Genomic DNA, 19,948 nt, shown 5'->3' on the forward strand with positions numbered 1-19,948 from the left:
TTTGACCCCGATTCGAGAGGACACACTCATGGGCGGTAAAGCTAGCTTCAACTGGATCGATCCTCTGCTGCTGGATCAACAGCTCACTGAAGAAGAACGCATGATTCGCGACACTGCCGAGCAATTCGCTCAGCAGAAGCTCGCACCGCGCGTACTCGAAGCTTTCCGCCATGAGAAGACTGATCCAGCGATCTTCCGTGAAATGGGCGAAATCGGCCTGTTGGGCGCGACCATCCCTGAACAGTACGGTGGCAGCGGCCTCAACTACGTCAGCTACGGTCTGATCGCTCGTGAAGTGGAGCGTGTTGACTCCGGCTACCGCTCGATGATGAGTGTGCAGTCCTCGCTGGTGATGGTGCCAATCAACGAATTCGGCACTGAAGCCCAGAAGCAGAAGTACCTGCCGAAACTGGCCACCGGTGAGTGGATCGGTTGCTTCGGTCTGACAGAGCCTAACCACGGTTCCGACCCGGGCGCGATGATTACTCGTGCGCGCAAAGTGGAAGGCGGCTACAGCCTGACCGGCAACAAGATGTGGATCACTAACAGTCCGATCGCTGATGTGTTCGTGGTCTGGGGTAAAGATGACGCCGGCGACATCCGTGGTTTTGTTCTGGAGAAGGGCTGGAAAGGCCTGAGTACTCCGGCGATTCACGGCAAGGTTGGCTTGCGTGCATCCATCACAGGCGAAATCGTCATGGACAACGTGTTTGTCCCTGAAGAGAACATCTTTCCGGACGTCCGTGGTTTAAAAGGTCCTTTTACCTGCCTCAACTCGGCGCGTTATGGCATTTCCTGGGGCGCACTGGGCGCTGCCGAGTTCTGCTGGCACACCGCTCGCCAGTACACCCTGGATCGTCAGCAGTTCGGTCGTCCATTGGCTGCCACTCAGCTGATCCAGAAGAAGCTGGCCGACATGCAGACCGAAATCACCATGGCGCTGCAAGGCTGCCTGCGTCTGGGTCGTATGAAAGACGAAGGCACTGCGGCGGTTGAGATCACTTCGATGATGAAGCGCAACTCTTGCGGCAAGTCCCTGGACATTGCTCGCATGGCGCGTGACATGCTGGGCGGCAACGGCATCTCCGATGAGTTCGGTGTCGCTCGCCATTTGGTCAATCTGGAAGTGGTGAATACCTACGAAGGTACGCATGACGTCCACGCACTGATTCTCGGTCGCGCGCAGACTGGCATCCAGGCGTTCTATTAATAGGAGAACGGCCATGGGCGCGCTTTCGCATCTGCGGGTACTGGATTTATCGCGGGTACTGGCCGGGCCTTGGTCCGGGCAGATCCTTGCAGACCTTGGCGCTGAGGTGATCAAGGTCGAGCGCCCGGGCAATGGCGATGACACGCGCGCCTGGGGGCCTCCTTTCCTTAAAGACGCCTATGGCGAGAACACCAGCGAAGCCGCTTATTACTTGTCGGCCAACCGCAACAAACAATCGGTCACCATCGACTTCACGCGTCCGGAAGGCCAGAAGTTGGTGCGGGATTTGGCGGCCAAGTCGGACATTCTGATCGAGAACTTCAAGGTCGGTGGGTTGGCGGCTTATGGGCTGGACTATGCGTCGCTCAAGACAATTAATCCGAATCTGATTTATTGCTCGATTACCGGGTTTGGTCAGACTGGCCCTTACGCCAAGCGTGCGGGTTATGACTTCATGATCCAGGGGCTGGGTGGTCTGATGAGCCTGACGGGTCGACCGGAAGGGGATGAGGGGGCCGGGCCAGTGAAAGTCGGTGTGGCGCTGACAGACATCTTGACCGGGCTTTACTCGACGGTAGCGATTCTGGCGGCGCTTGCGCATCGGGATCACGACGGTGGCGGCCAGCATATCGATATGGCATTGCTGGATGTCCAAGTCGCGTGCCTGGCCAACCAGGCGATGAACTACCTGACGACAGGCAATGCACCGAAGCGCTTGGGTAATGCCCATCCGAACATCGTGCCTTATCAGGACTTTCCTACGGCGGATGGCGACTTCATCCTCACCGTGGGTAACGATGGTCAATTCCGCAAGTTTGCGGAAGTGGCCGGGCAGCCGCAGTGGGCGGATGACCCGCGCTTTGTGACCAATAAGCTGCGAGTGGCGAATCGGGCGGTATTGATTCCGCTGATCCGTCAGGCGACGGTGTTCAAGACCACTGCTGAATGGGTGTTGCAGCTTGAGCAGGCTGGTGTGCCATGTGGTCCGATCAATGATCTGGCGCAGATGTTTGCTGATCCTCAGGTCAAGGCGCGTGGGTTGGCGATTGAAATGCCCCATGCGTTGGCAGGGATGGTGCCGCAGGTAGCGAGTCCTATTCGTCTGTCCAAGACTCCGGTGGAGTACCGCAATGCTCCTCCTTTGTTGGGTGAGCATACGCAGGAGGTTTTGCAGCGTGTGCTGGGGCTGGGAGCGGGTGCAGTGGCAGCTTTCAAAGAGGCTGGGGTGCTCTGAGGATTCCCTCTTTATAGAGGGAGGCTATATTGCTCCTGTATATAGAGAGGGATCGGGTGGTTTTCCGCCTTTTGGCAAGTTATTGATAGGTAACCCAAATCAGTGCTTGACGGCAGATTCTGGATGTCTATAATTCGCCCCTCTTCCGGCGCAGTCGAAACGGAAAACTCCTTGGTAAACAATGAGTTACGCAGTTTTCGGCAGCAAGCGGCTTCAGTTCATCGAAGCTCGAAAGGAGTTGAAAAAGAGGTGTTGACAGCAGCGTGTAACGCTGTAGAATTCGCCTCCCGCTGACGAGAGATCGAAAGCGCAAGTGGTTGAAGTTACAAAGGAAACTTTGAAAACTTCTGAAAATAACCGCTTGACAGCAACAGAGGCTGCTGTAGAATGCGCGCCTCGGTTGAGACGAAAGATCTTAACCAACCGCTCTTTAACAACTGAATCAAGCAATTCGTGTGGGTGCTTGTGGAGTCAGACTGATAGTCAACAAGATTATCAGCATCACAAGTTACTCCGCGAGAAATCAAAGATGTAACCAACGATTGCTGAGCCAAGTTTAGGGTTTCTTAAAAACCCAAAGATGTTTGAACTGAAGAGTTTGATCATGGCTCAGATTGAACGCTGGCGGCAGGCCTAACACATGCAAGTCGAGCGGTAGAGAGGTGCTTGCACCTCTTGAGAGCGGCGGACGGGTGAGTAATGCCTAGGAATCTGCCTGGTAGTGGGGATAACGCTCGGAAACGGGCGCTAATACCGCATACGTCCTACGGGAGAAAGCAGGGGACCTTCGGGCCTTGCGCTATCAGATGAGCCTAGGTCGGATTAGCTAGTTGGTGAGGTAATGGCTCACCAAGGCGACGATCCGTAACTGGTCTGAGAGGATGATCAGTCACACTGGAACTGAGACACGGTCCAGACTCCTACGGGAGGCAGCAGTGGGGAATATTGGACAATGGGCGAAAGCCTGATCCAGCCATGCCGCGTGTGTGAAGAAGGTCTTCGGATTGTAAAGCACTTTAAGTTGGGAGGAAGGGCAGTAACCTAATACGTTGCGGTCTTGACGTTACCGACAGAATAAGCACCGGCTAACTCTGTGCCAGCAGCCGCGGTAATACAGAGGGTGCAAGCGTTAATCGGAATTACTGGGCGTAAAGCGCGCGTAGGTGGTTTGTTAAGTTGGATGTGAAATCCCCGGGCTCAACCTGGGAACTGCATTCAAAACTGACAAGCTAGAGTATGGTAGAGGGTGGTGGAATTTCCTGTGTAGCGGTGAAATGCGTAGATATAGGAAGGAACACCAGTGGCGAAGGCGACCACCTGGACTGATACTGACACTGAGGTGCGAAAGCGTGGGGAGCAAACAGGATTAGATACCCTGGTAGTCCACGCCGTAAACGATGTCAACTAGCCGTTGGGAGCCTTGAGCTCTTAGTGGCGCAGCTAACGCATTAAGTTGACCGCCTGGGAGTACGGCCGCAAGGTTAAAACTCAAATGAATTGACGGGGGCCCGCACAAGCGGTGGAGCATGTGGTTTAATTCGAAGCAACGCGAAGAACCTTACCAGGCCTTGACATCCAATGAACTTTCCAGAGATGGATTGGTGCCTTCGGGAACATTGAGACAGGTGCTGCATGGCTGTCGTCAGCTCGTGTCGTGAGATGTTGGGTTAAGTCCCGTAACGAGCGCAACCCTTGTCCTTAGTTACCAGCACGTAATGGTGGGCACTCTAAGGAGACTGCCGGTGACAAACCGGAGGAAGGTGGGGATGACGTCAAGTCATCATGGCCCTTACGGCCTGGGCTACACACGTGCTACAATGGTCGGTACAGAGGGTTGCCAAGCCGCGAGGTGGAGCTAATCCCATAAAACCGATCGTAGTCCGGATCGCAGTCTGCAACTCGACTGCGTGAAGTCGGAATCGCTAGTAATCGCGAATCAGAATGTCGCGGTGAATACGTTCCCGGGCCTTGTACACACCGCCCGTCACACCATGGGAGTGGGTTGCACCAGAAGTAGCTAGTCTAACCTTCGGGAGGACGGTTACCACGGTGTGATTCATGACTGGGGTGAAGTCGTAACAAGGTAGCCGTAGGGGAACCTGCGGCTGGATCACCTCCTTAATCGACGACATCAGCTGCTCCATAAGTTCCCACACGAATTGCTTGATTCATTGAAGAAGACGAAAGAAGCAGCCTGTATCGGTTTGTAGCTGAGTTGGTTAGAGCGCACCCCATGCTTTGTGGTCAAGAGCAGGGTGAGGTCGGCCTTAGTAGCTCGAAATTGGGTCTGTAGCTCAGTTGGTTAGAGCGCACCCCTGATAAGGGTGAGGTCGGCAGTTCGAATCTGCCCAGACCCACCAATTTTGTGTGGGAAACGCCTGTAGAAATACGGGGCCATAGCTCAGCTGGGAGAGCGCCTGCCTTGCACGCAGGAGGTCAACGGTTCGATCCCGTTTGGCTCCACCACTACTGCTTCTGTCGGTATAAAGCTTAGAAATGAGCATTCCATCGGATGATGGTGAATGTTGATTTCTAGTCTTTGACTAGTTCGTTCTTTAAAAATTTGGGTATGTGATAGAAAGATAGACTGAACGTTACTTTCACTGGTAACGGCTCAGGCTAAGGTAAAATTTGTGAGTTAAATTGCGAATTTTCGGCGAATGTCGTCTTCACAGTATAACCAGATTGCTTGGGGTTATATGGTCAAGTGAAGAAGCGCATACGGTGGATGCCTTGGCAGTCAGAGGCGATGAAAGACGTGGTAGCCTGCGAAAAGCTTCGGGGAGTCGGCAAACAGACTTTGATCCGGAGATGTCTGAATGGGGGAACCCAGCCATCATAAGATGGTTATCTTAAGCTGAATACATAGGCTTAAGAGGCGAACCAGGGGAACTGAAACATCTAAGTACCCTGAGGAAAAGAAATCAACCGAGATTCCCTTAGTAGTGGCGAGCGAACGGGGACCAGCCCTTAAGTGGCTTTGAGATTAGCGGAACGCTCTGGAAAGTGCGGCCATAGTGGGTGATAGCCCTGTACGCGAAAATCTCTTGGTCATGAAATCGAGTAGGACGGAGCACGAGAAACTTTGTCTGAATATGGGGGGACCATCCTCCAAGGCTAAATACTACTGACTGACCGATAGTGAACTAGTACCGTGAGGGAAAGGCGAAAAGAACCCCGGAGAGGGGAGTGAAATAGATCCTGAAACCGTATGCGTACAAGCAGTGGGAGCCCACTTTGTTGGGTGACTGCGTACCTTTTGTATAATGGGTCAGCGACTTATTTTCAGTGGCGAGCTTAACCGAATAGGGGAGGCGTAGCGAAAGCGAGTCTTAATAGGGCGTCTAGTCGCTGGGAATAGACCCGAAACCGGGCGATCTATCCATGGGCAGGTTGAAGGTTGGGTAACACTAACTGGAGGACCGAACCGACTACCGTTGAAAAGTTAGCGGATGACCTGTGGATCGGAGTGAAAGGCTAATCAAGCTCGGAGATAGCTGGTTCTCCTCGAAAGCTATTTAGGTAGCGCCTCATGTATCACTGTAGGGGTAGAGCACTGTTTCGGCTAGGGGGTCATCCCACTTACCAAACCGATGCAAACTCCGAATACCTACAAGTGCCGAGCATGGGAGACACACGGCGGGTGCTAACGTCCGTCGTGAAAAGGGAAACAACCCAGACCGTCAGCTAAGGTCCCAAAGTTATGGTTAAGTGGGAAACGATGTGGGAAGGCTTAGACAGCTAGGAGGTTGGCTTAGAAGCAGCCACCCTTTAAAGAAAGCGTAATAGCTCACTAGTCGAGTCGGCCTGCGCGGAAGATGTAACGGGGCTCAAACCATACACCGAAGCTACGGGTATCACTTAGGTGATGCGGTAGAGGAGCGTTCTGTAAGCCTGTGAAGGTGAGTTGAGAAGCTTGCTGGAGGTATCAGAAGTGCGAATGCTGACATGAGTAACGACAATGGGTGTGAAAAACACCCACGCCGAAAGACCAAGGTTTCCTGCGCAACGTTAATCGACGCAGGGTTAGTCGGTCCCTAAGGCGAGGCTGAAAAGCGTAGTCGATGGAAAACAGGTTAATATTCCTGTACTTCTGGTTATTGCGATGGAGGGACGGAGAAGGCTAGGCCAGCTTGGCGTTGGTTGTCCAAGTTTAAGGTGGTAGGCTGGAATCTTAGGTAAATCCGGGATTCTAAGGCCGAGAGCTGATGACGAGTTACCCTTTGGGTGACGAAGTGGTTGATGCCATGCTTCCAAGAAAAGCTTCTAAGCTTCAGGTAACCAGGAACCGTACCCCAAACCGACACAGGTGGTTGGGTAGAGAATACCAAGGCGCTTGAGAGAACTCGGGTGAAGGAACTAGGCAAAATGGCACCGTAACTTCGGGAGAAGGTGCGCCGGTGAGGGTGAAGCATTTACTGCGTAAGCCCATGCCGGTCGAAGATACCAGGCCGCTGCGACTGTTTATTAAAAACACAGCACTCTGCAAACACGAAAGTGGACGTATAGGGTGTGACGCCTGCCCGGTGCCGGAAGGTTAATTGATGGGGTTAGCTAACGCGAAGCTCTTGATCGAAGCCCCGGTAAACGGCGGCCGTAACTATAACGGTCCTAAGGTAGCGAAATTCCTTGTCGGGTAAGTTCCGACCTGCACGAATGGCGTAACGATGGCGGCGCTGTCTCCACCCGAGACTCAGTGAAATTGAAATCGCTGTGAAGATGCAGTGTATCCGCGGCTAGACGGAAAGACCCCGTGAACCTTTACTATAGCTTTGCACTGGACTTTGAATTTGCTTGTGTAGGATAGGTGGGAGGCTTTGAAGCGTGGACGCCAGTTCGCGTGGAGCCAACCTTGAAATACCACCCTGGCAACTTTGAGGTTCTAACTCAGGTCCGTTATCCGGATCGAGGACAGTGTATGGTGGGTAGTTTGACTGGGGCGGTCTCCTCCTAAAGAGTAACGGAGGAGTACGAAGGTGCGCTCAGACCGGTCGGAAATCGGTCGTAGAGTATAAAGGCAAAAGCGCGCTTGACTGCGAGACAGACACGTCGAGCAGGTACGAAAGTAGGTCTTAGTGATCCGGTGGTTCTGTATGGAAGGGCCATCGCTCAACGGATAAAAGGTACTCCGGGGATAACAGGCTGATACCGCCCAAGAGTTCATATCGACGGCGGTGTTTGGCACCTCGATGTCGGCTCATCACATCCTGGGGCTGAAGCCGGTCCCAAGGGTATGGCTGTTCGCCATTTAAAGTGGTACGCGAGCTGGGTTTAGAACGTCGTGAGACAGTTCGGTCCCTATCTGCCGTGGACGTTTGAGATTTGAGAGGGGCTGCTCCTAGTACGAGAGGACCGGAGTGGACGAACCTCTGGTGTTCCGGTTGTCACGCCAGTGGCATTGCCGGGTAGCTATGTTCGGAATAGATAACCGCTGAAAGCATCTAAGCGGGAAACTAGCCTCAAGATGAGATCTCACTGGGACCTTGAGTCCCCTGAAGGGCCGTCGAAGACTACGACGTTGATAGGTTGGGTGTGTAAGCGCTGTGAGGCGTTGAGCTAACCAATACTAATTGCCCGTGAGGCTTGACCATATAACACCCAAGCAATTTGCGAACTCGAAAGAGGCCAGATTGCGGTGTGTGAAGACGAAAGAACCGAAAGTTCGAAACGAAACACACAAATCTATTGCATACCCATTCGCTGGAGCGTGAACCGAAAGGTAAACGACCTGGCTACCGAATTTCTTGACGACCATAGAGCATTGGAACCACCTGATCCCATCCCGAACTCAGCAGTGAAACGATGCATCGCCGATGGTAGTGTGGGGTTTCCCCATGTGAGAGTAGGTCATCGTCAAGATTAAATTCCGAAACCCCTATCTGCGTATGCAGGTAGGGGTTTTGTTTTAGTAGAAGTCACTCATTTTTCTGGCACGTTACGACTGTAACGGGCTGGTCACAGAATTTCTTGACGACCATAGAGCATTGGAACCACCTGATCCCATCCCGAACTCAGCAGTGAAACGATGCATCGCCGATGGTAGTGTGGGGTTTCCCCATGTGAGAGTAGGTCATCGTCAAGATTAAATTCCGAAACCCCTGTCTGCTAACGCAGACAGGGGTTTTGTCGTTTTAGACTGGTCAAATTCCGCAGAACAAAAAAGCCAGCCCCTGCAAATCAGGGGCTGGCTTTTTTGTATGCCGTTTATGGGTGCTGGTGATCTGACCTCTAGCAGCTTGCAGAACTGGATGTCACGCGTTCCTGGTCAGCGATGTACCTGTCACCGCGAAAACGAAGCCTTACGTAAACAGCTTCAACACATTGTTCATCGCATCATCGGCAAACCCCTGCACAAACTCCTTGAACCCCGGCAGGGCCTCAGCACCACCCTGTGCCGGTTCGGCGATGATGGTCCAGGTCGCACGGGACTTACCCGCTCCCAGTGGCTCAACACTCATCGCGGCCCACAAATTGGCCACGCCCAACGTGTTGTAGATCGTGGTCCAGGTCATGTTCAACGCGTGGTCATCCCATGAGTTGAGTTGTTCGACCACCAGGTTGCCGTCCTTGAAGAATTTTTTGCGCAAGGACGACACGCCTTCGCCCGTCATTTCGATGTGCGACAGCGCCGGGATGAACTGATCGAAGCCGGCGAAGTTGCCGACGATTGCCCAGACTTCCGCCGCCTTGGCCGGTACTTCCACAGACGACACCACGTGGCAGCCTTGAGGGTTTTTAATCAGGGTATCGGGTTGCAGAGTGCTCATGGTTTTGCTCCGTTTGGTTAATTCAGATGAAGTTGATTTCTTTCAGGTAGTCGCAGCCACGACGCAGCAGCGCCGGGGATTTTTCCGGGTAGTGCGTGCCCATCTGCCGCACGCCGGCCTGGGCGTTGTCGTGGCCGATCATCGAGATATCGCCGATGTCTTCCTCAAAGCCGTTGAGGTAAAAACCGAGTACGCCGAACAGCGCGTTGTCACTGTCAACCCGGTCCAGTTGCTGCTGCCAGTCAGCGACGCTGACCATGGAGAATTCCCGCCCAGCCTCGCGAAAGGACGCTACGTAGTCATCCCAGCTCAGGGGTTCGGGGTTGTGCAGGTTGAACACCGCTTTTTCAGGCTGATAGCGGCTGGCATGGAAGGCGATGAACCGGGCGAGAAAGTCCACCGGCATCAGGTCGAAATTCAGCGCGAACGCCGGCACCTGGCCGAGCTGGATCGAGCCTTTGAGCATCAGCATCAAGCGGTTTTTGTGGGGCTGACAGACACCCGTGAGGCTGTTGAAACTGATGTTGCCGGGGCGATAAAGATTGACTCGCACCCCACGCTCGCGAGCTCGCTCAAGAATCCTTTCGCCGACCCACTTGGACAGGTTGTAGCCGTTCTTGATGTAGATCGGCGGTGTCTGGGCGGCGGGCAATTCCAGCACCCGGCCATCGACTGCAATCGTGCTGGACGCGGAGAGCGTAGAGACGAAGTTGAAGACCTTCTTACTGCGCCCTTCACACAACCGAAGGCACTCGAAAATCGGTTCGACGTTGTCCCGCGCCAGCGACTCGTAATCGAGTACGTGATTGACATTGGCAGCGTTGTGCACCAGTGCACCGAACTCCCGGTCCAGACGTTGGTAATCCTCGGCGCACAGCCCCAGAGACGGAAGAGTGATGTCCGCGGCATACACCCGCACCCGGCTCAGGTCGAGATGCTCCAGACGGTTCTCGCGCAGTGCATGAGCAAAGCGTTCAACCGCCGATTGCCCACCACCATCACGCACCAGGCATGCGACTTCAGTGGCCCCCCAACCCAGCAGCGCCTCGACAATGTGCACGCCGACAAAACTGTTGGCGCCAGTCACGATCACCTTGTGCACATCTCCCATTTGGCTGATGGGCAACGGCTGAATATCCAACTCACGAAAGGCATCGGCCAAGGCCTTTTCACTTAACACTTCTTCGGTGCCGGAGCCGCGTACCAAGGTCGCCAACTTGGCAATCGTCGGTAACTCGATGAAGCGGTTGATCGAGATACTGCGGCCAAACTCCTCCCGCAATCGCAGCAACATGCGCGACAACAGGATCGAGTGACCGCCCAGATTGAAGAAGCTTTCGTCGGTAGAAATGTCGCTGGCCGGCAGCTCCAATAACTCCGCCCAAATCTCCAGCAGCAGTGCCTCATCGGCACTGGTGGGTAAGCGCCGAGTAGTGTTTTCCAGGACGCTGATGGGCATTGCAAGCAGTGCTTTGCGGTCGACTTTGCCATTGCTGGCGAAGGGCATGCTTTGCAGTTCGGTCCAGGCAACCGGCTGCATGTAGTCCGGTAAAAACTGCAGCGCGTGAGCCTTCAAGGCTTCGCGAGCGGTGCCGGGCCGGTCCTCCTGAGGCTGCGCGAGGAAGGCCAGGATGCGCCGTTGACTGTCGATGACCACCGTCAACTGGCGATACAACTGGCTGTCACGCAGGCAGCGTTCAATCTCTTCCGGTTCAACCCGAAACCCGCGAATCTTCACCTGGTGATCCCGCCGCCCACACAGCTCGACGCCGTCGCGGGTCCACTTCGCCATGTCGCCGGTTCGGTAGGCGCGCAGGCTTTGGCCGCTTGGAACACTCAACTTCAGGTAGCGTTCGGCGGTCTGTTGCGGGTTGTTCAGATACCCCAGGCACACACCCGGTCCGACGATGTACAACTCACCGACAGTCTGGTCGGCCACCGGTTGAAAGTCTTCATCGAGAATCAGCACCTGGCTGTTGGCAATCGGTGCGCCGAGGGTTCGATTGCTGTCGCCGCTACGCAATCGTCGCGCGGTAATCAACACCGTGGCTTCGGTCGGGCCATACAGGTTGTAAAGCTTGCCTTGGCGGGTCAGTTGCTCGATCACATAGGGTTCGCAAACGTCGCCGCCGGTCATCACATTATCCAGAACCTGCAACTGCTCCAGCGGCAGAATGCTCAACAGTGCCGGTGGCAAAAACGCGTGGCTCAGTTGCCGGTGGCGGATCAGCTCGACCAATTGCAAGGGATCGCGACGTTGATCGTCACTGGGCACGATCAGCTCCGCGCCCTGAAGCAGGGTCGGGAAAATGTCGATCAGTGACGAGTCAAAACTCAATGACGAAAACTGCAACACGCGACTCTGATCGGTGAGCTGCACGTAGTCGGCGTACCACGCGGTGAAATGCGCAAGGTTGGCCTGACTGAGCAACACGCCCTTGGGATGCCCGGTGGTGCCCGAGGTATAGAGCGCCATGCACGGCGCATCGAGGTCGGGTCGGTGGCGCATCAAGGGTTGTTCGAGGTCCACGTCGTCGACGTCGATGCGGCTGATGTCCAGTCCCGGCATGTCGTCAGCGAGTGGATGCTGGCCGTCATGCAGCAACAGCACAGCCCCGGCATTTGAAAGAATGTACTGCTGACGTTGCAGCGGGTGGCTCGGCTCCAGCGGCAAATACACTGCACCGCTGCCGAGAATTGCCAAAATCCCTGCATACAACGCGCTGCATTTCGGCAGACAGATTCCGACTATCAATGGCCCTTGATGCTGATCGAGCAGCGGCTGCAACTGCTGTTGGATAGCACGGCTGTGGGCGTGCAGTTGCCGATAGCTCAGCGTCGTACCGTCGATGGTCAGCGCGGGTCGTTCAGCAGATTTGAGGAGGCGTTGTTCGAGGCGTTCGATCAACGGGATCCGGCCCAGTTTCAGCAGCCCGGGCTGCTCGGTGAAGTTGAGCTGATGGATGAAGGCCAGGTGTTCGAGCCACAACAGATTTTCCACACGCTCAAAGTGAGCAGGCGCTGCCGGTTGTGCGTGCAGAAAATACTCGGTATCCCGGGAGAAGCGGCTGACCAGCAGCGCGACGTGATCCACCAGCTCCGCCACCGCTCGCAGGTGCAATGCCTGGCCGTTGCCGGAAGGCACGTCGGCAATCGGCACGTGCGTGAACAATGCCGAGTTGTAACTGCACAACACGTCCAACGACGGCAAACCGCCAACCTCCGATTCACCGATACCCACCTGCAGCGTCAGTCGCGGTGTTTCGCTGAAGTCCGCAAACGGCAAACTCGCGTCGTCGATCAGCAAATCAAATGCCGGTTGCTCGTTGAGCGTGTCGAACCGCATTAACGAATGACCGTGTTGTTCTAGCTCCAGCGCCAGGTCGGTCAAGGCCTGGCTTTGCCCAATGAGCAAAATGTCGAGACGTCTCATGGATGTACTCCTTGTTAACCCAGGTAATCGCTCAGCGCGTCTTGCACGCACGGCGAATCGAGCAGTGAACTGCTGCGAAAAAACCGCACGATGTTGGCAACCAGCGGGTGATGGCGATTGATCGGGAAGGCCAACCCCGAGACTTCGCACTTGAGTGCCTGACGTGCCGCCTCGCTGATCTGCAAAGACTCGATCAATCGGAAGTCGAAGGACTTCTGAATATCGTTGGTCAGGTAATGGCCGATGAACACCGGCAGGATCTGCGCGATGCAATGGCGATCGTCTTCGTTCGCGGTGTGCCAGTAGATGCGTACGAGCCGTGCCCAGAAGCTGGAATGGCGACCTTCGTCCAGCAGGTGATCAGCCATCAGGCCCTTGATCGACTGCTTGACTGTGTCGTCTTTGGCGAACGCCGCGACATCGCCGGTCACGGTGTTCTCGGCAATGGCCACGCAGATCAATTCGACAGCGCTACGCAGATGTTCGGGCGCGAGCGCCACGGCCGCCGGGATGGCTCGACTGAGCTCAATTTCGTCCGGCAACACGATCGGTGTGATGCCGGTCATGGCGATGGTCTGCTGCATGAAGTCCATGGCCACCAACGCGTGGTAATCCTCGTCCACGACCACGGTCATCGCGTCGTAACGGCAGGCAAACGGGAACGTCATGGCGAAGCGATTCTTGGCGATGCTGCGCGCAGTCTTGTCGACGATCTCGGTTTCGAAAATCACCACGTCGTTGATGAACTTGTAGAGCGTCTGCACCAAGGCAAAGTCCCTTTGTTCCGGGCATTCACGCAGGAAGTTTTCGCTCAGCACCAGCGGTTGGCGGCTCAAGGGATAGATCAGCTTGTCGTCGTTTTCCAGCACCCGCCGTGGGCGAGTACGGATGGTCGCGCGGCTCTCCCAGGCTTCGGCGAAGGATTGGTAGTCGGCGGCGTTCATGCGCTCACCTCAGGCAAGGGTTCGCCCATGCTCAGACGCAGGCCGTCCCACAGGGCGATGCGGCTTTCTACGGCGGCAATGGCGCTGGCGTAGACGTCCTCTTGGCGTTGCGGATTGCCATCGACCAACCGGGCGAGAAGTTTTTCCGCTGCCGGGCCGTGGTCTTCGGAGTCGACTTCGATGTGCCGCTCCAGGTAGTAGCGGAAGGTTGGTGCTTGTTCGATGCCGATGCCCCAATCGTCGAGAATGCGCTGGAACATCTGCGGAATCACACTCTCGCGACCATGCAAAAACGCCGCGGCAACGCTGTGCCCCGGTGCATGCAACGCCGTGTGCAAGGTGTGCCGCACAAACCGCGCCGCTGCGGGATCGACGTCCACACTTTGCAAAGCGACGTCGTAACTCACGCCTTCTTGTTGCAACGCGACAAAGCGCTCCACCGCGACAGTGCTGGCACCGACTTCGCGCATCGCATCCAGGTACAACTCAAAATGGCTGTAATGACCGTGGGCTGGACGATCATCGGACTCTTCACCCAACACGATTTCATTGATCAGGCGCGCGGCCTGCGGATCTCGTGGCGGCAGCCAGGGCAGTTGAACGCAGGTCAATTCCTGTTGCAGGCGCTTGGTCAGTGACATGAAATCCCACACTGCAAATACATGGGTCTCCATAAAGCGTTGAAGTACCGGGAGCGAATGTATTTCAGAGAAAATCGGGTGCGCACTAAGTTCTGCTTTCTTCTGGTTGAGGCGATCTTTATTCGAGTTCATGAGTGTGCCTATAAGTGATCGAAGGTGCGGTTGATGAAGTTGCGGGTAATAAATGCCTGTCGTTTAAAGTTTTCTGTGGGCGAGCAAAGGCCTCAGGCTGATGGGTCTGTATGAATGAGTAGTGGTCCGCAGATACAGGGTTGCAGGCCTGTATTCAGTGCGGCGAACAAAAACTAATACACGAATAAAGTATCGGGCAAGTTATTTTTTAATTAAATGAAAGTTCAAGGTTTTCGGGTGCGACAAGTTCCAATAAAACTTTTGGTTGAGGTTTTATTTTGGCGTAGTTACTCCTTCCGACTAATAAACATCAGAATTCAAATGAAGAGTGAATGCCTCACTCGAAGCAACTTTTATAGTTAGATCGTCGAAGTGGTTTTAGGGGGGGAAGTTGGCTGGGATTAACGCCGGTGCTTCCTTTCCCGTGACAAGACTCCTTCCTTAGGTTCTTGGTGCGGGGACTGTTACGCAGGTGCGCAGCGTCGCCCGTTCATTGGTTGTTGGCAGTCCAAGAGTGAGCGTAAATCACGGCAGCCGCTATCGCTGAGATGTCATCTTCTCAGTGCAATGATTGGGCGTGGGAGGGGGAAATCGAGGACAGGGCTTTAGCGTGGGGCTTAGCGTCATCGCGACAAGCCAAAGCGAGCAGTCCGATCTGCTCGCTCAACTTGCCGGTACGGTTTACCGGGAGGTTTTCTTGTTCAGCGCTTCAGGGCTGGCGAGGTAGCGTGTAATGACCTCGACACCCCGGTTGAGGTGATTCTCGAGCATCGTTACCGCGCGCTGGATGTCGCGGTCTTCCACGGCCAGTAGCAGCGCTCGGTGATCTTCCTGAGACAATTTGCCCAGGCCCATCGCTTCCAGATTGAAGCGCAGGAAACGTTCCTCTTCGTTCAACCCTTCTTCAATCAGACTCAACAGCCGACGGTTAGGCGTCTTGTTGTACAGCGACATGTGGAACAGGCGATTGAGCCGGCCGATCTCGGAGTAGTCGTGCTCTGTTTCCATGTCATCGATATGGCAGGCCGCGGCTTCGAAGTCTTCTTTCTCAAGCAGTGGTATCGACAGCCGCAGGGCTTCAGATTCCAACAGTATCCGCAGCGCATAGGTTTCAACCGCATCGCCCTGTACCAGCGGTGCGACGACGGCGCCTTTGTGGGCGACAACGTTGAGCAGCGCCTGGGCTTCGAGCTGGCGCAAGGCTTCGCGCACGGGCATGCGGCTGACCCCGAACAGGTCGGCCAGATCTTGCTGGCGCAATGCAGTGCCGCAAGGGATGCGCCCATCGAGAATCGCCGAGCGTAACGTTTCTTCGATCACCGAACGTGCGAGGTGAGCGGGAATCGGCCCGCTGACCTTGATACTACTGAGAGGGTTGGGCTTCTGTGTCACTACTACGCACCCTATTCGACTGAAATATTTGGATCCAAATGGACACTAGAGACTGCACTGAGACTTGTCAAACAAGTCAGGTTCTCGATCGCAATCTTTTTATGTCATTCACAATACAAGTCTAGCGTGCCGTCCGTGATTGCACCGTGCCATTGTCTTTTATCGGGCTAACCTGCACCATCGGCCGAATACCATTTGCCTGACCTGGATGCCTCGCATTGGCGGTACGTTTCGCGATCCCACGGACTTTGCGCTGGCTGTGTTGTGCGCTGCTACTGGCCGGCCTCATGCTGGGCGGCTTGCAGGCCGATTGGGATTTTTCGTTGATCAGCCGCCGTGCGCAAGCCTTATACGGACCGTTAGGTGAAGGGCAGCAGCGGATCGATGCCTGGCAGCAGTTGCTGGCCACTCAGAAGCAAGTCAGCGAGCTGGAGCAGCTCAAAGTGGTCAACCTGTTCTTCAACAAGCAGGTGCGTTACGTCGAGGACATCGACCTGTGGCACGAGGTCGACTATTGGGAAACGCCCATCGAAGCGCTGTGGAAGGGCGCCGGTGATTGCGAAGATTATGCGATTGCCAAGTATTTCAGCCTGCGTCACCTCGGCGTATCCAGTGACAAGCTGCGCATCACCTACGTCAAGGCGTTGCGCCAGAACCGGGCGCACATGGTGTTGACCTACTATTCAAGCCCCGAGGCCATGCCGCTGGTGCTCGACAGCCTGATCAACGAGATAAAGCCGGCCAACCAACGAACCGATCTGTTGCCGGTCTACTCTTTCAATGCAGAAGGTTTGTACTTGCCCGGCGCCAAGGGCAACAAAAAGGTCGGTGACACCAAACGTCTGTCCCGCTGGCAGGACGTGTTGAAGAAAATGCAGGCCGAAGGTTTCCCGGTCGAAACGACAAACTAGGAGCACGCGCTCAGATGTCTTTGTTCAAACAGCTGTTGATCGCTATTTGTCTGTTCCTGGTGGTCGCCTTCACCGGCAGCTTCATGGTCAGTCTGGAAAGCTCGCGCACCCAGTACGTCAACCAGTTGCGCTCCCACGCCCAGGACGCCGCGACGGCGCTGGCGCTGTCCCTGACGCCGAACATCGACGACCCGGCGATGGTCGAGCTGCTGGTCAGTTCTATTTTCGACAGCGGTTACTACTCAAGCATCCGCGTCGTCGACCTGAGCAACGACAACACCATCGTCGAGCGTAACGGGATTGCGGCGGTCAACAACGTGCCGGACTGGTTCGTCAAAATGATTGGCCTTGAAGCCGCTGGCGGCGATGCGATTGTCAGTCGTGGTTGGGAACAAGCGGCGCGGGTCGAGGTGGTCAGCCACCCGATGTTTGCGCTGGCCAAGCTGTGGCAGAGCGCGCTTGGGAGTCTTGGTTGGTTGTTGGTTTGCGGCGCCGTGAGCGCGGTGCTGGGGGCGCTGTTGTTGCGTCGGCAATTGAAACCGCTGGATTACATGGTCAAGCAATCCCACGCCATCGCCCGCCGCGAATTTCTCAGCCTGCCGGAACTGCCGCGCACTCCCGAACTGCGTCGCGTGGTGCAGGCCATGAACCAGATGGTCGAGAAGCTCAAGGCGTTGTTCCAGGAACAGGCCGAACGCAGTGAAAAACTGCGGGTCGAGTCTTATCAGGACAACCTCACCGGGCTCGCCAATCGTCGTTATTTCGAGATGCAATTGAACACCCGGGTGAGCAATCCGGAGCAGGCCAGTTCCGGTTATCTGCTGTTATTGCGGGTCAAGGACCTGGCGGGTTTGAACCAGCGGTTGGGCGGCCAACGCACCGACCAGTTATTGAAAGCCGTGGGCGAGCAGTTGTCCCGCGAGTGTGCCAAGTACCCGGAAACCCAGAACCTCGTCACGCGGATTCGCGGTGGTGAGTTCGCCGTGCTGGCGCCGGGGCTGGTGCGGGAAGAGGCGCTGCAGTTGGCGCAGAACCTCGACAGTGCATTGGCGAGCCTGCATGCGACGGGCGCCACCGACGTGGCCTCGGTGGCTTCGATCGGGTTGGCGCCGTTTGTACATGGCGATTCACCGCAAGCGGTGCTCGGACTGGGCGATCAAGCGTTGGCCCAGGCGGAAACCCAGGGCGAACCGAGCTGGGCGTGCCTGGATCACAGCGCGTCGACCAGTGTCGGCGATGACCATCATGCCTGGAACAATTTGCTGGATCAGGCGTTGAATCAGCGACGGTTCCAGTTGTATTTCCAACCGGTCGTGGCGAGCCAGGACACGCAACTGGTGTTGCATTACAAAGTGCTGTCGCGCCTGGTCGACGAGCAGGGGCAGACTATTCCTGCCGGGCGCTTCCTGCCGTGGCTGGAACGTTTTGGCTGGACCGCGCGGCTGGATCGGCTGATGTTGGAATTGGTGCTGGAGCAGATGGCTGATCACGAAGAATCGCTGGCGCTGAACCTGTCGTCGGCGACGTTGGGCGATGCGCAGGCGCTGAATAAAGTTTTCGAAATTTTGCGCGCGAACTCTAATCTGGGGCCACGCCTGACGCTGGAAATCGGCGAGGAGCAGCTGCCGGAACAAGCGATGCTGGAAGAGTTGACGTGGCGTCTGCGAGAACTCGGCTTCTCCCTGAGCCTGCAACGTTTTGGTGGGCGCTTCAGCATGATCGGCAACCTGGCGCGGCTGGGGCTGGCGTACCTGAAGATCGATGGCGGTTACATTCGGGCGATTGATCAAGAGAGCGACAAGCGCCTGTTCATCGAAGCGATCCAGCGCGCGGCGCACAGCATCGATTTGCCGCTGATTGCCGAGCGGGTCGAGACTGAAGGGGAGTTGTCGGTGATTCGGGAGATGGGGCTTTATGGGGTTCAGGGGCAGTTGTTTGGTGAGCCCAAGCCTTGGCGGTGAGCCGGATGCCGCTATCGCGGGCAAGTCGAATCGTCGCACCGCCGCTCCCACAGTTGATCTGTGTCGTTCACAATTCCCCTGTAGGAGCGGGCTTGCCCGCGAAGGCGTCAGTGCAGGCACCGATAAATCTGAAGGCAAATTCCTAGGATATTTCCTTCGAATTGCGTCGGCTTTGGTGAACTTGTTCCAGCCACAGCGCAGGTCTAGTCTGGCCTTGTCACTGAATAATCAGTGACACGGACGTGCAAGTCCGGGTAGAAACCACATCCAAACACTGCCTCTGGCCATTCATCAGGCATTTTTCATGCTTGTTGCGATTGCTTTATGGCGGCTGTGTGCGGGAGACCTTCGGGTCTGCCGAGGTTTAGGGCGTGGTTACTCGGTCTTGCACCCCGCACATAGCTGCCACCTTATTCGCGTGCAAGCGAACCGGGTCAACCTCTTTGTAATCATTGAGGCCATGCCATGTTCAAAGTAACCCCAAATCCGCCTTCTCCCCGCAGAGGCCGCCTCTTCACCGTCTCCCCCGACATCCCCACCGAAGCCCTCCTGGCCAACGCCTCCGAAGACCTGCTCTCCATCAGCGCCATCGCCGCCGACCTGGCCGACGATGTAGAAGGCACACGCCGCTGCGTCGCGCTGGCGCTTAGCCGAATGGCCGATGGGGTTCATTTGTTGGTGGAGCGGGCGCTGGATCATCTTGAGTTGCCAGAGTTGGCGGCGGGTTCAGTTAAGATTTAGCAGGATGGTTTTGTGTTGGGTTGAAGTCCGCTTTCGCGAGCAGGCTCGCTCCCACAGGTGATCTTCAGTGAACACAGCTTGTGTGAACGACTGAAATCCAATGTGGGAGCGAGCCTGCTCGCGATGGCGTCAGTACGAACACCAAAAAAGGTGGGGAGTTAGAGTTAGATCAACCCCGTCTCTTCATCATCAATCAACTGGCTCAACCCGCCCAACGCTTCACGGGCCTGGTTGCGGTCCATCAGTTTGGCTTGTGCCGCCGGCGGCAAGTCGGTGACGCGGATCACACCTTTGCTGGTCAGCACCTGGATCAAGTCATCGAGTACCCGGATCATTTCCAGGTCGCTTTGCTTGAGCTGCTTGAGGCTGGTCTCCACCACTTCGTTGGCATACCAGGCCTGGATTTCATGGTTGTCTGCCGGCAGTGCTTCCGTGGCCTCGGCGTAGGCCGCGGCTTCCACGCGCACTAACTGGCCTTGCGCATCGCGTTGCACGTAGAACATTGAACATCCCTCAGAAATGAACCAGCGTCATGCTGTCAGCAGCATAGGCCAACTGAATGCGAGTATGCGGTGCGGCGAC

General features: G+C 55.8%; 11 protein-coding genes, 2 tRNA genes and 4 rRNA genes. 11 read left to right on the forward strand and 6 right to left on the reverse strand.

Features of this window, described 5'->3' with window-relative positions; genetic code table 11:
• Positions 1–28 precede the first annotated feature (28 nt).
• The 8 genes from ACWGZX_RS15025 to rrf (ACWGZX_RS15060) all read left to right on the forward strand — a co-directional run bounded on the left by ACWGZX_RS15025 (position 29) and on the right by rrf (ACWGZX_RS15060) (position 8,526).
• On the forward strand, positions 29–1,210 hold the full coding sequence (locus ACWGZX_RS15025) for an acyl-CoA dehydrogenase (RefSeq protein WP_223521796.1): 1,182 nt from the start codon (positions 29–31) through the stop codon (positions 1,208–1,210).
• Between the two features lie 13 nt (positions 1,211–1,223).
• Complete coding sequence (locus tag ACWGZX_RS15030; RefSeq protein ID WP_452628863.1) at positions 1,224–2,444, forward strand: CaiB/BaiF CoA transferase family protein; 1,221 nt, start codon at positions 1,224–1,226, stop codon at positions 2,442–2,444.
• A gap of 586 nt (positions 2,445–3,030) precedes the next feature.
• Positions 3,031–4,565: ribosomal RNA gene (locus ACWGZX_RS15035) — 16S ribosomal RNA — on the forward strand.
• 162 nt (positions 4,566–4,727) lie between these two features.
• Positions 4,728–4,804, forward strand: a tRNA-Ile gene (locus ACWGZX_RS15040).
• 30 nt (positions 4,805–4,834) lie between these two features.
• Positions 4,835–4,910, forward strand: a tRNA-Ala gene (locus tag ACWGZX_RS15045).
• Between the two features lie 235 nt (positions 4,911–5,145).
• Positions 5,146–8,035 (forward strand): 23S ribosomal RNA (locus ACWGZX_RS15050).
• A 152-nt stretch (positions 8,036–8,187) separates the two neighbouring features.
• Positions 8,188–8,303, forward strand: a 5S ribosomal RNA gene (rrf, locus tag ACWGZX_RS15055).
• A gap of 107 nt (positions 8,304–8,410) precedes the next feature.
• Positions 8,411–8,526 (forward strand): 5S ribosomal RNA (rrf, locus tag ACWGZX_RS15060).
• The 16S, 23S and 5S rRNA genes sit together here with 2 tRNA genes alongside, the layout of an rRNA operon.
• Positions 8,527–8,743: 217 nt before the next feature.
• Here the strand turns inward: rrf (ACWGZX_RS15060) and ACWGZX_RS15065 are convergent.
• From ACWGZX_RS15065 to ACWGZX_RS15085, 5 genes are all read right to left on the reverse strand, one after another.
• Positions 8,744–9,211 carry an SRPBCC family protein gene (locus ACWGZX_RS15065; protein WP_452628864.1) on the reverse strand — a complete coding sequence of 156 codons (468 nt, stop codon included), beginning with the start codon at positions 9,209–9,211 and terminating at the stop codon, positions 8,744–8,746.
• A 22-nt stretch (positions 9,212–9,233) separates the two neighbouring features.
• Complete coding sequence (locus tag ACWGZX_RS15070; protein WP_452628865.1) at positions 9,234–12,644, reverse strand: amino acid adenylation domain-containing protein; 3,411 nt, start codon at positions 12,642–12,644, stop codon at positions 9,234–9,236.
• Positions 12,645–12,658: 14 nt separating this feature from the next.
• Positions 12,659–13,588 carry a diiron oxygenase gene (locus ACWGZX_RS15075; protein WP_452628866.1) on the reverse strand — a complete coding sequence of 310 codons (930 nt, stop codon included), beginning with the start codon at positions 13,586–13,588 and terminating at the stop codon, positions 12,659–12,661.
• The gene (locus ACWGZX_RS15080) at positions 13,585–14,361 is read right to left on the reverse strand and encodes a DUF3050 domain-containing protein (protein WP_452628867.1); all 777 of its coding nucleotides are present in this window, start codon (positions 14,359–14,361) and stop codon (positions 13,585–13,587) included. Before ACWGZX_RS15080 ends, ACWGZX_RS15075 begins: the two co-directional genes overlap by 4 nt.
• A gap of 681 nt (positions 14,362–15,042) precedes the next feature.
• Entirely contained in the window at positions 15,043–15,753 is a 711-nt protein-coding gene (locus ACWGZX_RS15085; protein WP_452628868.1) for a GntR family transcriptional regulator, read from the reverse strand.
• 218 nt (positions 15,754–15,971) lie between these two features.
• Between ACWGZX_RS15085 and lapG the strand changes: the two genes are divergently transcribed.
• From lapG to ACWGZX_RS15100, 3 genes are all read left to right on the forward strand, one after another.
• Complete coding sequence (lapG, locus tag ACWGZX_RS15090; protein WP_452628869.1) at positions 15,972–16,664, forward strand: cysteine protease LapG; 693 nt, start codon at positions 15,972–15,974, stop codon at positions 16,662–16,664.
• 14 nt (positions 16,665–16,678) lie between these two features.
• On the forward strand, positions 16,679–18,625 hold the full coding sequence (gene lapD, locus ACWGZX_RS15095; RefSeq protein ID WP_452628870.1) for a cyclic di-GMP receptor LapD: 1,947 nt from the start codon (positions 16,679–16,681) through the stop codon (positions 18,623–18,625).
• Positions 18,626–19,090: 465 nt separating this feature from the next.
• A complete protein-coding gene (locus ACWGZX_RS15100) occupies positions 19,091–19,366 on the forward strand; it encodes a DUF6124 family protein (protein WP_452628871.1) in 276 nt (91 codons plus the stop codon).
• Between the two features lie 164 nt (positions 19,367–19,530).
• Here the strand turns inward: ACWGZX_RS15100 and ACWGZX_RS15105 are convergent, their stop codons facing one another.
• Entirely contained in the window at positions 19,531–19,869 is a 339-nt protein-coding gene (locus ACWGZX_RS15105) for a tryptophan synthase subunit beta (RefSeq protein WP_452628872.1), read from the reverse strand.
• Positions 19,870–19,948 lie beyond the last annotated feature (79 nt).

This window comes from Pseudomonas sp. CLCA07 (genome assembly GCF_053615335.1).

Coding starts and splice junctions, on each gene's coding strand:
- ACWGZX_RS15080 (WP_452628867.1), bottom strand. CDS start 14,361: ATGAACTCGAATAAAGATCGCCTCAACCAGAAGAAAGCAGAACTTAGT.
- ACWGZX_RS15030 (WP_452628863.1), top strand. CDS start 1,224: ATGGGCGCGCTTTCGCATCTGCGGGTACTGGATTTATCGCGGGTACTG.
- ACWGZX_RS15105 (WP_452628872.1), bottom strand. CDS start 19,869: ATGTTCTACGTGCAACGCGATGCGCAAGGCCAGTTAGTGCGCGTGGAA.
- ACWGZX_RS15100 (WP_452628871.1), top strand. CDS start 19,091: ATGTTCAAAGTAACCCCAAATCCGCCTTCTCCCCGCAGAGGCCGCCTC.
- ACWGZX_RS15025 (WP_223521796.1), top strand. CDS start 29: ATGGGCGGTAAAGCTAGCTTCAACTGGATCGATCCTCTGCTGCTGGAT.
- ACWGZX_RS15065 (WP_452628864.1), bottom strand. CDS start 9,211: ATGAGCACTCTGCAACCCGATACCCTGATTAAAAACCCTCAAGGCTGC.
- ACWGZX_RS15070 (WP_452628865.1), bottom strand. CDS start 12,644: ATGAGACGTCTCGACATTTTGCTCATTGGGCAAAGCCAGGCCTTGACC.
- lapD (WP_452628870.1), top strand. CDS start 16,679: ATGTCTTTGTTCAAACAGCTGTTGATCGCTATTTGTCTGTTCCTGGTG.
- ACWGZX_RS15075 (WP_452628866.1), bottom strand. CDS start 13,588: ATGAACGCCGCCGACTACCAATCCTTCGCCGAAGCCTGGGAGAGCCGC.